General features: G+C 70.8%; 14 protein-coding genes. 5 read left to right on the top strand and 9 right to left on the bottom strand.

What is annotated here, in order from left to right; all coding sequences use genetic code 11:
- Window positions 1-6: 6 nt before the first annotated feature.
- From RT2_RS17135 to RT2_RS17125, 3 genes are read left to right on the top strand one after another with little or no spacing between them, the layout of a single operon-like run.
- On the top strand, window positions 7-1,149 hold the full coding sequence (locus RT2_RS17135) for an ABC transporter ATP-binding protein (RefSeq protein WP_072846060.1): 1,143 nt from the start codon (window positions 7-9) through the stop codon (window positions 1,147-1,149).
- On the top strand, window positions 1,149-1,832 hold the full coding sequence (locus RT2_RS17130) for an ABC transporter permease (RefSeq protein WP_072845999.1): 684 nt from the start codon (window positions 1,149-1,151) through the stop codon (window positions 1,830-1,832). The genes RT2_RS17135 and RT2_RS17130 overlap by 1 nt, the downstream gene beginning before the upstream one ends.
- Window positions 1,829-2,536: an ABC transporter permease gene (locus RT2_RS17125; protein ID WP_072845998.1), complete on the top strand. Its 708-nt coding sequence runs from the start codon at window positions 1,829-1,831 to the stop codon at window positions 2,534-2,536. The genes RT2_RS17130 and RT2_RS17125 overlap by 4 nt, the downstream gene beginning before the upstream one ends.
- Before the next feature lie 37 nt (window positions 2,537-2,573).
- On the opposite strand, the gene RT2_RS17120 is transcribed toward RT2_RS17125, so the two are convergent.
- The 4 genes from RT2_RS17120 to RT2_RS17105 all read right to left on the bottom strand — a co-directional run bounded on the left by RT2_RS17120 (window position 2,574) and on the right by RT2_RS17105 (window position 5,901).
- A complete protein-coding gene (locus RT2_RS17120; RefSeq protein WP_072845997.1) occupies window positions 2,574-3,764 on the bottom strand; it encodes an NAD(P)-dependent malic enzyme in 1,191 nt (396 codons plus the stop codon).
- A 336-nt stretch (window positions 3,765-4,100) separates the two neighbouring features.
- Window positions 4,101-4,415 carry a hypothetical protein gene (locus RT2_RS17115; RefSeq protein ID WP_245709514.1) on the bottom strand — a complete coding sequence of 105 codons (315 nt, stop codon included), beginning with the start codon at window positions 4,413-4,415 and terminating at the stop codon, window positions 4,101-4,103.
- A gap of 3 nt (window positions 4,416-4,418) precedes the next feature.
- Window positions 4,419-5,033: a MarC family protein gene (locus RT2_RS17110; RefSeq protein WP_072845996.1), complete on the bottom strand. Its 615-nt coding sequence runs from the start codon at window positions 5,031-5,033 to the stop codon at window positions 4,419-4,421.
- A gap of 13 nt (window positions 5,034-5,046) precedes the next feature.
- Entirely contained in the window at window positions 5,047-5,901 is an 855-nt protein-coding gene (locus RT2_RS17105; RefSeq protein ID WP_072845995.1) for a PHP domain-containing protein, read from the bottom strand.
- A 132-nt stretch (window positions 5,902-6,033) separates the two neighbouring features.
- Here RT2_RS17105 and RT2_RS17100 point away from each other — a divergent pair, with 132 nt between their 5' ends.
- Window positions 6,034-7,107, top strand: a complete 1,074-nt coding sequence (locus tag RT2_RS17100) for a magnesium and cobalt transport protein CorA (protein ID WP_072846058.1) — start codon at window positions 6,034-6,036, stop codon at window positions 7,105-7,107.
- Window positions 7,108-7,129: 22 nt separating this feature from the next.
- Here RT2_RS17100 and RT2_RS17095 read toward each other — a convergent pair whose 3' ends face one another.
- Together RT2_RS17095 and RT2_RS17090 are read right to left on the bottom strand one after the other, a co-directional pair.
- Window positions 7,130-7,717: a suppressor of fused domain protein gene (locus tag RT2_RS17095; protein WP_169888422.1), complete on the bottom strand. Its 588-nt coding sequence runs from the start codon at window positions 7,715-7,717 to the stop codon at window positions 7,130-7,132.
- Between the two features lie 33 nt (window positions 7,718-7,750).
- Window positions 7,751-9,154 (bottom strand): cellulase family glycosylhydrolase, encoded by a 1,404-nt coding sequence (locus tag RT2_RS17090; protein WP_245709515.1) that lies wholly within the window; start codon window positions 9,152-9,154, stop codon window positions 7,751-7,753.
- A 186-nt stretch (window positions 9,155-9,340) separates the two neighbouring features.
- On the opposite strand from RT2_RS17090, the gene RT2_RS25530 reads away from it, so the two are divergent.
- A complete protein-coding gene (locus RT2_RS25530; protein WP_169888419.1) occupies window positions 9,341-9,919 on the top strand; it encodes a hypothetical protein in 579 nt (192 codons plus the stop codon).
- Here the strand turns inward: RT2_RS25530 and RT2_RS17080 are convergent.
- From RT2_RS17080 to RT2_RS17070, 3 genes are all read right to left on the bottom strand, one after another.
- Window positions 9,842-10,966 (bottom strand): winged helix DNA-binding domain-containing protein, encoded by a 1,125-nt coding sequence (locus RT2_RS17080; protein ID WP_245709516.1) that lies wholly within the window; start codon window positions 10,964-10,966, stop codon window positions 9,842-9,844. The genes RT2_RS25530 and RT2_RS17080 overlap by 78 nt on opposite strands.
- A 352-nt stretch (window positions 10,967-11,318) precedes the next feature.
- Entirely contained in the window at window positions 11,319-11,810 is a 492-nt protein-coding gene (locus RT2_RS17075) for a YflT domain-containing protein (RefSeq protein WP_072845992.1), read from the bottom strand.
- Between the two features lie 96 nt (window positions 11,811-11,906).
- Window positions 11,907-12,863: an HpcH/HpaI aldolase/citrate lyase family protein gene (locus tag RT2_RS17070; protein WP_072845991.1), complete on the bottom strand. Its 957-nt coding sequence runs from the start codon at window positions 12,861-12,863 to the stop codon at window positions 11,907-11,909.

Here is a 12,863-nt window from a genome sequence, read left to right as displayed (position 1 = left end):
GCGGCGATCAGTTTCGCCGCGGTCACCAAGCGCTACCCCGACGGCACCGTCGCGGTCGACGACCTCGACCTGAGCATCGAGCCCGAGTCACTGACCGTGTTCGTGGGGCCGTCGGGGTGCGGCAAGACCACCTCGATGCGGATGGTCAACCGGATGATCACCCCCACCTCGGGGACGGTGTCCGTCAACGGCCGCGATGTGGCGCACACCGATCCGGTGTCGCTGCGACTGGGCATCGGGTACGTCATCCAGGGCGCCGGCCTGCTGCCGCACCGCACCGTGGTCGACAACGTCGCCACCGTCCCGGTGCTGCGTGGCGACTCCCGCCGCGCCGCCCGCCGGGCCGCCCTCGGGGTGCTCGAGCGGGTGGGCCTGGACTCGGCGCTGGCCGGCCGCTACCCGGCGCAGTTGTCCGGCGGGCAGCAGCAGCGCGTCGGCGTCGCCCGGGCGCTGGCCGCGGACCCGCCGATCCTGCTGATGGACGAGCCGTTCAGCGCGGTGGACCCGGTGGTCCGCCACGACCTCCAGCAGGAGATACAGCGACTGCAGGCGGACCTGCGCAAGACCATCGTCTTCGTCACCCACGACATCGACGAGGCGGTGCGACTCGGCGACCGCGTCGCGGTGTTCGGTCCGGGCGGGAGGCTCCAGCAGTACGACACCCCACAGAACGTACTGTCCTCCCCCGCAACAGATTTCGTGGCCGAGTTCGTCGGCCGCGACCGCGGCTACCGGGGCCTGTCGTTCCGCTCCGCCGACGACGTGCCGCTGCACGAGGTCCGGACCGCCACCGAGTCCGAACTGGGCGCCCTACGCCTCGGTCAGGGCGAGTGGGTCCTGGTGGTCGACGAGGCGCGCCGCCCGCACGGCTGGATCGACGTCACCGGTGTGGAGGGCATCCGCGCCGGGGCCACGGTCGCGGCGTCCACCGCGGCCGGCGGTTCGCTGCTGCACCTCGGCGGCGACCTGCGGCAGGCACTCGACGCCGCCATCTCCTCGCCGTCCGGAATCGGTGTGGCCGTGGACGAGTCGGGCGCGGTGGTCGGCGGGGTGTCGGGCGCGGAGGTGATCGCCCGGCTCGCGGACCAGCGTCGGGCCGAGGACCGGGCCCGCGGGCGCCGGTTCTTCGACGACGAACCGGTCGGCTGATGCGCTGGCTGCTCGACAACTTCGACTACGTCGTCGACCTGGCCCGCACCCACCTGTACCTCGCGCTGACGCCGCTGCTGATCGGCCTGGTCGTCGCGGTCCCGGTCGGCACCGCCGTGCGTGCCGTGCCCTGGCTGCGCCGGACCACCCTGACCGCCGCGTCGATCGCCTTCACCATTCCGTCGCTGGCCCTGTTCGTGACGGTCCCCGAACTGTTCGGCCTGAGCATCCTCGACCCGCTCAACGTGGTGATCGCGCTCGCCGTCTACTCCACGGCCCTGCTGGTGCGCACGGTGCCGGAGGCACTGGACTCGGTGCCCGCCATGGTCGTCGACGCCGCGACGGCGATGGGGTTCACGCCACTGCGCCGGGCCCTGGCCGTCGAACTGCCGCTGGCGGTGCCGGTGTTGATCTCGGGGATCCGGGTGGTCGCGGTCACCAACATCTCACTGGTGTCGGTCGGCTCGCTGATCGGCATCGGCGGGCTCGGCCAACTGTTCACCGCCGGCTACCAGCGCGACTACCCCGACCAGATCCTCGCGGGCATCATCGCGATCGTCTTCCTGGCCCTGGTGTGCGACCTGCTGCTGTACCTGGCCGGACGGCTCCTGACGCCGTGGACCCGCTCCGCACACGGCCGGCGGGACGCCGCGCTGCTGCGGGCCACTGAGGGCCCGGGATGAACCTCTTCTCCGCCGCCTTCGAGTACATCGGAGACCCCGCGAACTGGTCCGGCCCCACCGGCATCGGCGCCAGGATTCTCGAGCACCTCTGGTACAGCCTGCTGGCCCTGGTGGTCTCCGCCGCCGTCGCGGTCCCGCTGGGCCTGCTGATCGGCCACTTCCGGCGGGGCGAGGCGGTCCTCGTGGGCCTGGTCAACTCGCTGCGCTCGCTGCCCACCCTGGGCATCCTGACCTTCCTGGTGCTGATCATGGGACTGGGCCTGACGCCGCCGATCCTCGCGCTGGTGCTACTGGGGATCCCACCGATCCTGGCGGGTACCTACGCGGGCATCGCCAACGTCGACGCGCTGGTGGTCGACGCCGCCGAGGCCGTGGGGATGACCCGGGCGCAGGTGCTGGGCCGGGTGCAGGTGCCCAACGCGCTGCCGCTGATCCTGGGCGGCGTGCGCAATGCGACCCTCCAGATCATCGCGACCGCGACGGTGGCGGCCTACGTGAACCTCGGCGGTCTGGGCCGGTACATCTTCGACGGCCTCGCGCTCCGGGACTACCCGCGTGTGCTCGTCGGCGCCCTCCTCGTCGCGGCCCTCGCGCTGATCGTGGACGGCCTGCTGGCGCTCGCGGTGTGGGCCTCGGTCCCGGGAACCGGCCGCCTGCGCCGCACCGGGACCGGGAAGGCCGAAGGGCACCCGTCCGCGGTGTGAGCGCGTCCGGGTGCCCTTCGGCCGGGTGATGCGATGCCTAGACGACGCCCTCGGCGCGGGCGGCGGCCGCGACGGCCTCGGCCACGGCCGGCGCGACCCGCGGGTCGAGCGGGCTGGGGACGATCTTGTCGACGGACAGGTCGTCGCCGACCACCGACAGGATCGCGTCGGCGGCCGCCAGCTTCATGCCCTCGGTGATCCGCCGCGCACCCGCGTCGAGCGCGCCCTTGAACACGCCGGGGAACGCCAGCACGTTGTTGATCTGGTTCGGGAAGTCGCTGCGCCCGGTCGCCACGATCGCGGCGTGCTTGCGCGCCACCTCGGGGTGGATCTCGGGGTCGGGGTTCGACAGCGCGAACACGATCGAGTCCTCGGCCATCGTCGCGATGAGCTCCTCGGGGACGGTGCCCGCGGACACGCCGAGGAAGACGTCCGCGCCGGCCAGCGCCTCCGCCGTGCCACCGGTGAGGCCGGCCGGGTTGGTGCGGGCGGCCAGGTCCACCTTGACCTCGTTGAGGTCGGTCCGAGAGCTCGACACGATGCCCTTCGAGTCGAGCACGATCACGTCGGAGATCCCCGCTGCCAGCAGGATGTTCGCGCAGGCCACACCGGCGGCGCCCGCACCGGAGATCACGACGCGCAGGCCGGTGATGTCGCGGTTCTGGACCTTGACCGCGCCCTTGAGCGCGGCGAGCACCACGATCGCGGTGCCGTGCTGGTCGTCGTGCATGACCGGGCAGTCGAGGGCCTCGATGACGCGGCGCTCGATCTCGAAGCAGCGCGGCGCCGAGATGTCCTCGAGGTTGACGGCGCCGAAGCTCGGGCGCAGCCGGATCAGCGTCTCGACGATCTCGTCGGGGTCCTTGGTGTCGAGCACCAGCGGGATCGAGTTGAGGCCGGCGAAGTTCTTGAACAGCGCGGCCTTGCCCTCCATGACCGGCAGCGACGCGCGCGGGCCGATGTCGCCGAGGCCGAGCACGGCGGTGCCGTCGCTCACGACGACCACGAGGCGACTGGTCCACGTGTAGCGGTCGGCCAGCGACTCGTCGGCGTGGATGGCGCGGCTCACCTGGGCGACGCCGGGGGTGTAGGCGATGGACAGCGCTCGCTGGGTGTCGAGCGGAGCTGTGGTCTCGACAGAGAGCTTGCCGCCGAGGTGGCCCGCGAAGATCTCTTCGTCGGTCAACTCAACCTTGGACGGAGTGGTTGATTCAGACACGGGAGACACGATGACACTCCTACTCATGCCGCCCCCACGCGGGGGCGGGTTACTGGTAAGTAGCAGCGCCGAAGGGAAATTCGACGCAGCCGCAGGTTCATACTCGAGATGTGGGGTGAGGCTAACCGAGGGTGCACGATCAATTCCCGATTGGTTTTCGGGTAACAGCACTCACTTCGGAAGCGCGAAGGCGTCAGGCGGGGTGGGCCCGAGCACGAAATCTGCCGCTGATTTGTCCGACTTTCGCTCTCTCGTCGGGCGGTGGCACCGACGCTGGAGTGCAACAAGTGTGTCACCGGCCCTTTGTGTAGGCAAATCTCACCGAATTCGCCCGCGGAAGTGAGGTCAACCCCACCACTGTGTCCACAACAGCGCGGCTGTGACCAACAACACTCCCACCGAGCAGGATATGGCCGCTCCCCCACGCCTGCGGTCGGCGAATCGCTGCGCCAACACCACCACGATCGCGGCGACGATGTGCGCCGTGACCGATACTGCGCCGGGCCCCGGGAACCCCCGGCGGCCGCCGAGGTACGCGGTGCCGACCACGACGAGGGCGAGCACCACCACACCGGCAGCGGTGGCACCGCTCAGCGCCCTGAGCCCGCGGACCACGGCCCCGTCGCGCTCGGCGTACTCCTGATATTCGTCGAGTGACACGTGCTACCCGCCTGCGATGAATCCGCGAACCGAGTCCGCAATGAGCTGTACCGCGATCGCGGCCAGCAGGAGTCCGGCGATCCGGGCGAGCAGCGTGATGCCGCCGTCGCCGAGCAGCCGGATCAGCACCGTGGAGAACCTCAGCGCCAGGAACAGAATGAGGTGGATCGTGAGGATCGCCAAGCCGATGGCGAGGTAGGACGACGTCTGGCCGTCCGCCTGACTGACGAACACGATCACCGCGGCGATGGCACCGGGACCGGCCATCAGCGGGGTGCCGAGCGGCACCAGCGCGACATTGACGTCCTCGGCGCCCTGCATCTGGTTCGCGCTGCGCCCGGTCAGCAGTTCCAGCGCGATGATCAGCAGCAGCAACCCGCCCGCGCCCTGCAGCGCCGGGATGCCGATGTGCAGGTAGTTCAGGATGGCCTGACCGCCGACGGCGAACACCGTGATCACGGCCAGTGAGACCGCCGGCGCCTGCCAGGCCGCCCGGTTGCGGGCCTCCCGGCTCTTGCGGCCGACCAGCGACAGGAACACCGGGATCACGCCCGGCGGGTCCATGATCACGAACAGGGTGATCACCGCGGTCAGGTAGAGCGTGGTGTCGAAGGACATCAGTGCGCGCCCGTCACCGGGTGACCACGGCTGCGCCCGTGGCGGCCGCCACGATCCGCTCGTACTGCTCGGGTGCCGTGACGAACTCGCCGAGCACCACCGACTTGTTGCCGCCGTGGTAGTCCGACGACCCGGTGACGATCAGGTCGAGGTCGCGGGCCAGCCCGGCCAGCAGCGCCCGGTCCTCCGGCCGGTGGTCGTGGTGGTCGATCTCGACGCCGCCCAGCCCGTCCGAGACGAGCTCGCCGATCTGCTCCGTTGCGAGCAGTCGGCCGCGGCTCGCGGCCCGCGGGTGCGCGATCACGCTCACCCCGCCCGCCCCGGCCACCATCCGCACGGCGTCGCGCAGCGGCGTGTCCGCCTTGTGCACGTAGTAGCGGCCGCCGGTCGCGAGCAGGTCGGCGAACGCCTCGTTCACCGACGTCACCACGCCCGCGTCGACCAGTGCCCGGGCCAGGTGGGGCCGCCCCGCGGCGGGCCCGGCGGCGGCCATCACCGAGTCGGGGTCCACCGGCAGTCCGTCCGCCGCCATCTTTTCGGCCATCGCCCGCAGCCGCCCGGTGCGCTCGGCCCGCAGCCGGCCCCGCTCGCGGGCAAAGGCATCGTCGGCCGGGTCGAACAGGTACGCCAGCAGGTGCACCGCGACCGGTCGGCCGTCCTCGCCGCGTCCCTCGCAGGACATCTCCATCCCGCGGACCAGACTCAGCCCGGCGGGCAACGCCGCCTCCGCCTCCGCCCAGCCGGCGGTGGTGTCGTGGTCGGTGAGTGCGACGACGTCGAGGCCCGCGGCCGACGCCGCCGCAATCAGTTCAGTGGGACTGTCGGTGCCGTCGGAGGCCGAGGAGTGGGTGTGAAGGTCGATGCGCACCCGGCCATTGTCTCAGGAACCGGCGAGTGCGGGCGGCCCGCCCGACCGCCGGGGATAGCATGAGGCCGAACCCCCGACGGGAGAGGAGGTGCCGCGATGTCGTCGCTGCCACCGCGCCCGCACCTGCCCTCGCTGCCGCAACTGCCGTCCTTCCACTCGCCGCAGGAGCCCGAACCGGTTCCGTCAGGTCCACCGCCATGCCCCGAGGACGCGATCGTGGACTGCGCGGTGTACGTCGGCGGCAGACGACTGCCCGGCACCTTCACCCACGAGACCGCGATGGCGAAGGTACGCGCCCTCGGCAGAGGCTTCGTGTGGGTCGGCCTGCACAAGCCGAACGAGTCCCAGATGGTCTCGGTGGCAAGGTGTTTCGGCCTGCACGAGCTGATGGTCGAGGACGCCGTCGGGCACTCGCACCAGCGACCCAAGCTCGAGCGCTACGACGACGTGATGTTCATGGTGCTGCGCACCGTCAACTACGTCGAACACGAGTCGATCACCACGGCCAACGAGGTGGTCGAGACCGGCGAGATCATGATCTTCATGGGTCCCGACTTCGTGTTGACGGTCCGGCACGGCGAGCACTCCAAGCTCACCGGCGTCCGCCAGGGCCTCGAGGCCAACCCCGAACTGCTCGCGCTGGGTCCGTCCGCGGTCCTGCACGCCATCGCCGACCACGTCGTCGACTCCTACCTCGTGGTCACCGAGTCCGTCGAGAACGACGTGGACCTGATGGAGGAAGCGGTGTTCAGCACCGGAAACCGGGTCGCGACCGAGCAGATCTACATGCTCAAGCGCGAGATCGTCGAACTGCGCAAGTCGGTGAACCCGCTGGCCAGCCCGCTGCAACGGCTCGGTCAGGACACCACCACCGGAATCCCCAAGGAGGTCCGGCGCTACCTGCGCGACGTCCAGGACCACCACACCATCGTCGCGGAACGGATCGCCGAGTTCGACGAGGTGCTCAGCACGCTGGTGGACGCCGCGCTGGCCAAGATCGCCGTGCAGCAGAACACCGACATGCGCAAGATCTCGGCCTGGGTGGCCATCGCCGCGGTGCCGACCATGTTCGCCGGCGTCTACGGGATGAACTTCGAGCACATGCCAGAACTGCAGTGGACCTTCGGCTATCCCCTGGTGCTGGGCATCATCGCGGCCATCTGCACCGCACTGTTCGTGACGTTCCGGCGCAACGACTGGCTCTGAGCGGGGGTCCGGCGCTGCCCCGCTAGAGGGACGCCGCCGCGCGGGCCGGGTCGCGCACGTCGATCCCGGCCTCCGCCCACGCCTCGCGCAGCGCCGCGGCCCCTCGCAGTCGCACCCACGCGGCCTCGGTGCCGGTGATCGGGACGGCGTCGAAGAACCGCACCGGGTCGGCCGGCTCGGGCAGTGCGAGATCACCGATGCTGCTCTCCCCCAACAACATTGCAGTGAAGGGCGCATCCTTCCAGAGCTGCTCACCGACGTCGAGCAGACCGTCGACGGTCAGGACGACGCCCTCCACCGCGGGCGCCGCGGCCAGCACCGCGAGCGTGCGGTGCACGCCCGAGGCCACACCGGCGCCGCCGCGCAGGGTGAGCACCAGTTCGGCGCGCGGTCCCCGCACGGGGTCCGCGATCAGGTCGCTGGGATCGCCCATCGGGTGCCGGGAACAGCCCAGCGAGACGTAGCGCACCAGGTCGTCGTCGTCGGGACCGAAGCGGAGCACCTCGAGGGGTTCGAGCCCGAGGAAGGTCACCGAGGCAGCCGAGGGCGGCGGACCGCCGATCTGCTCGACGAGGTGCGCACGGACCGAGGCGATGACGCTGTCACTCACCTGCTCATCTAACACCGGTCCCCGCCGGAAGGGTCAGTGAGCCGGGGTCAGCGTGACGGTGGTCTCGTCCGGCGTCTCCGGTGCACGCAGGGTCAGGATCCTGGTGCCGACGTCCCAGTTCGCGGCCTCGCCACCGGAGACCTGCGCGCCGTTCGGGAAGGTCCGCACCGGCAGGTAGATCTCCGTCGGGGCCGAGATCGACGCGTCGGGCCGGTAGGTGAGCTCGAGCCGCTCGGGCCCGCCCCGCCAACTGGTCGGGGTACCGGCGACCGCGCGGGGGTACGGGCGGTCGAGGGCGGGCACCAGGTTGCGTGCGGTGCCGTCCTCCTCGTAGGGGCCCCAGCTCCCCGGATCACGGGACCAGTAGCTGACGCCGGCGCCCATCTCCGTTGCCGTCGCGTAGATGCGCTCGACGAAGTCGAGTGCGCCGGGAAGTGTGGTGTCGAGTCCGAACTCCCCCAGGATGATCGGGACGTCGCCCAGCGCCGCCGCGGTGCGCAGCGTGTGGCCGCGCCACGCATCGACGGTGGCGTCGACGAGGTCGCGTGAGGTGCCCTCGTAGCCGCCGCCCAGGTCCATCGGCAACGGATAGATGTGCGGGCAGTAGGCAATTCGCTGGTCGCCGTTGCGCGCATCGTCGATCCGACCGAGACCGCTCGGCGTTCCCCAGTTCACGCCCATCGCCTGCGGTGCCACGCACACCCAGCTGTCCTGGTCGACGGTGCGGATCGCGTCGGCCGTCTTCTGGTACAGCGCCGTCAGCGGGCCGGCCTCGAAGACCGGGCCCTGCAGGGTTCCACCGTACGGCTCGTTCATGAGGTCGTAGGCCACGACGGCGGGGTTGTCCGAGAACCGTTGCGCCACCGCCCGCCACGCCTGCGCGTAGTGGTCGGCGAGCTCCGGGTGCTCACCAGTCGTGTTCCAGAAGTTGTCGAAGGCCCGGATCACCCCGGGGTCCAGGTAGTACTGCTCCCACATCTCGTGGGATCCCACCGGCAGGCCGTCCATGTACGTGGCCCACGCCGGCGCACCGTTGCCGGTCTTGCCGTCCGGGGTGATCGCGCCGGACCAGAGGTCCTGGTGCATGTCGAGCATCACCTGGTACCCGCGCTTCGCGTACCAACCGACGCGTTCCTCGACGCGGTCGAGGTACGCCTGGTCGAAGACCCCCGGCTCCGGCTCCACGGACCGCCACGAGATCAGGAACCGGACGAAGTTGGTTCCCATGTCGGCATGTTCACGCGCGAGCTGCTCCTCGGTGAAGTCCGGCATCCCGTCCGGGGTGCTCTTCGCGCTCGACGCCGTGTTGAACCCCCGCAGCACGAGCGCTCGGCCCGCGTCGTCGGTGAGGAACGACGCCGCCGGCGCGGGATCGGATCGCAGCGCAGCGCCGACACCGCCCGTGAGGACGAGCGCTCCGGCCACCAAGAGGGACACCACTCTGATCCGCCGCACACTCGACCTTCTTCACCGTTTCGCCACGCCTGGTCTTCTGGACGCCGATATTGTGGCGACATGTCCGAGTCCCCCGAGGCTGTTTCGGTGAACCCACAGGTCAGGCCGGTTCCCGGCTCGTGCGCGGTTGAGGGGTCCCTGGACCCGTCAACCGCGCACGAGCACGAAGTGCCTTCCGGTCCGTGGGCCGGCACGGTCACCGTCGCCGTGATCTCCGTTCTCTTCGGGACCGCGGCGCTGACCGGCACCGCCCTGACGTACCTGCCGGCGCTGCTCGTACCCAGCGCCCTCGGGTTGCCCTTCGGGGTGCCGCCGCTGCGCCTGACGCCGCTCGGCGAGACAACCACCGGATCCTGGGCGGTGGACTTGATCGCCGCGCTCGTCATGATCGCCGTCGTCTGGATGCGGTTGGTCAGCTCGTCGAGGCTGCACCCGACCGGCGGCGTGGCCCGCGCATTCTGGGCGGGCCTGGGCGCCACCGTGATCGGCGTCGTGGCCGGCAACCTGGTCCGCATCGTGTACCTGAGTTTCGTGCTGCACGAAGGGCCGGGCGCCTACCTGGCCTCGCTCGTGGGCGGCGCACTCGTCTCCGCCGCGTGGGGCGCCGTGGTCGGGGTGGCAGTCGGCGTCGCCCACGCCATTGCCCGACAGGTCACGGTCCGGCGGGCGTCACGGTATCGGAGTGAACCGGACGTCGTGACTGTCGGCGCCGCGATGCGCGAAACGCAACAGCCGCAACGCCTCTGACGCGACCTCCGACTCGACACTGTTCCCCAGGCGCCGGAATGTCGTGACCTCCACGACGCCGACCCCCTTCTTGGCAGTGACGGTGACGAACCCGGCCACCGTCCCGTCGACCAAGATCGTCGGCTTGATGATCCCGTTCACGGTGAACACCACCTTGCGGTGCTCGTCCGAGATCACCCGGGTCCGGTTCGCGTGGCCGAGGAGCACACTGTCGAAGGGCGCGAGGATCCGCACCGGCACCGCGCACGACGGGTCCGGACGCGACGCGTCGGGCAGGTCGAAGAGCTCCGCCCCGTCCTCGTCGAGGAACACCCGCAGCCGCGGCCGCAGCCGTTCGAACACCTCCGCCAGCCGGGTCAGCCCCGACCACGCCTGGGCGTCCGCGACGCTCGCCGGGCCGTAGGCGGCCAGGTACCGCAGCAGCAGTCGCTCCGGCTCGGGCCGCGTCGGGTCCGGGGCGCCGAGCCAGTTCTCGACGGTGGCGCACACCGGCTGCCCCGAGCGCCCCCACAGGCCGCGCGGGGGCACCTGCACCAGCGGCAGCAGGCACCGCGCCGCATGGGCGAGTGCCGCCGGGTCGCGGTCCGGCCAGTGCCGCGCCAGCAGCGGACGCAGGGCGGCCATTGTCATCGGAGTGGCGTCGAGCAGGTCACGGCTCACCGCGGCGAGTTCCGCGGTGTCCAGCCCGGCCAGTGCCTCGCGGTGCGCGGTGTTGGTGCGTAGGTCCGTGTCCATGATCGGCTGCACCCAGGGCCGCAGCGCCAGGGCGTCGGCCGCGGTGACCGCGTGCACCGTGCCGCGCATCAGGACCATGCGCACCACCTGCCGATCGGCGATCAGGTCCGACAGCTCGGAAGGGTCGAAGTCGGCGAGCCTCGCCCACAGCGCGTAGTACGGCGCCGACGGCGACTGCGCCTGCAACCCGTAAAGGTGCCCGACCAGGTCGAGTGCCGTGCCGTCGCGGCGCCGCAGCAGGTGCTGGCGGTCCAGGGTGGCGCGCGAGAGCGCCCCGGCCGTCAGCCGTTCTCGGGTCGTTCCACCTGCCACCGGCACACCTCCCGCGCGATCGACGTGACGGGCCCCAGGCTAGGACAGAACCGTCGAACTCACAGCCGGCCGGCAGCGGCAGCGGACAGGAAGCGTTCCCGCGGCGCTCTCCACGCCACCGCACCGGACCGCCCTGATCAGGCCATTCATGTTCTCCAGCACAGGATTCGACTCGCCCCGCGTCCGTCCCGGGACCCTGCTGTGAATACCACCACGACAGGGACCGGGGCGACAACTGGCAGCCCCCCGGCCCCTCCGCTCCCCCAGCTGCCCGGCGGGCTGAACTTCGGGAGCTGAGTCCGGCCGGGCGCCGTCGCCGCGCGTTCCTCCCCACACGCGCGGCGGCGGTCGCCTAGATCGCCAGCTTGGCCAGCAGGTCTCGGGCGCGCTCCGCGGTCTTCGGTTCGCACAGCACGTCGTAACGGCCGGCGACCAGCTGCATCGTGGAGGCGAAGTCGCGCTGGCCCCGGGTCGCCGCGTACGGGATCACCGCGGAGATCAGACCGAACACGATGCCGCCCAGGATGCCGGCGACCAGCGGGCCGAGCAGGCTGTCGGTGAACAGCCCCAGCAGCAGGCCGAGGAACACGCCGAGCCACGCACCCGAAACGATCCCCCCGCCAATGACTTTCGCCCAGGTGAGCCGGCCGAGCACCCGCTCGACCTGCATCAGGTCGACACCGACGATGGTGACGTCCTCCACCGAGAACTGCTGGTCGGACAGGTAGTCGACGGCGCGCTGCGCCTCCGCGTACGTGGGGTAGGAGCCGATCGGCCAGCCGCTGGGTGGGGTGGGCAACCCGCCTCGTCCGGTCCTATTCGGCTGTGCGAGAGGATTGGTCATCGTCGGCGCTCCATCGTGGTCGGTCGGTCGGTTCTCGGCGGTACCGGGCCGGGCGTGCCCTCACCAGGATGGTGCGAGCGTCCGCCGATGTCCATTTTACGGAGATTCGGGGTCGAACCGCATTGTCCGTGCCATCCCGGCCGCCCGCCCCTTGCCCGCGATCACCTGCGCCATCTTCGCGCTCGCCTCGTCGATCATCTCGTCCCCGAGCATCGCGGCACCCCTGCCACCACCGGCCGCGGAGGTGTGGAACTCGTAGGCGTCGAGGATCATCTCGGCGCGGTCGTAGTCGGCCTGGCGCGGGCTGAACGCCTCGTTGGCCGCGTCGATCTGGGTGGGGTGCAGCACCCACTTGCCGTCGAAGCCGAGCGCCGCCGTGCGCCCCGCCGCCCGCCGGAAGGCTTCGACGTCGCGGATCTGCAGGTAGGGACCGTCGATCGCCTCGAGGCCGTGGGCGCGAGCGGCCATCAGGATGGTCATCAGGATGTGGTGGTAGGCGTCGCCGGTGTCGTACCCGTCCGGCTGCTCCCCCACCACCAGGGTCCGCATGTTGATGCTCGCCATGAAGTCCGCCGGACCGAACACCAGGGTCTGCACCCGGGGACTGGCCGTCGCGATGGCGTCGATGTTGGTGAGCCCGAGCGCATTCTCGATCTGCGCCTCGATGCCGATCCGTCCCACCTCGAGCCCGTTGGCCTTCTCCACCTGGGTCAGCAGCAGGTCCAGCGCCTGCACGTGAGCCGCCTCGGTCACCTTCGGAAGCAGGATCGCGTCCAGGTTGGCGCCCGCGCCGGAGACGACCTCGACGACGTCGGCGTACGTCCACTCGGTGGTCCAGTCGTTGACCCGGACGACCTTGATCTGCCCGCCCCATCCGTCGGAGTTCAGTGCGTCGACAATCTCGCTGCGCGCCTGCGCCTTTGCGATGGGCGCGACCGCGTCCTCGAGGTCGAGGAAGACCTCGTCGGCGGGCAGGCCCTTCGCCTTCTCGATCATCTTCCGGCTGCTGCCGGGGACCGCCAGGACGGACCGCCGCGAACGCGCGTGCACCAT

The organism is Rhodococcus tukisamuensis NBRC 100609 (assembly GCF_001894985.1).
Taxonomy (GTDB): domain Bacteria; phylum Actinomycetota; class Actinomycetes; order Mycobacteriales; family Mycobacteriaceae; genus Rhodococcus_G; species Rhodococcus_G tukisamuensis.
Note: the sequence above shows the minus strand (reverse complement) of the source record. Positions and strands in the feature narration are given on the sequence as shown.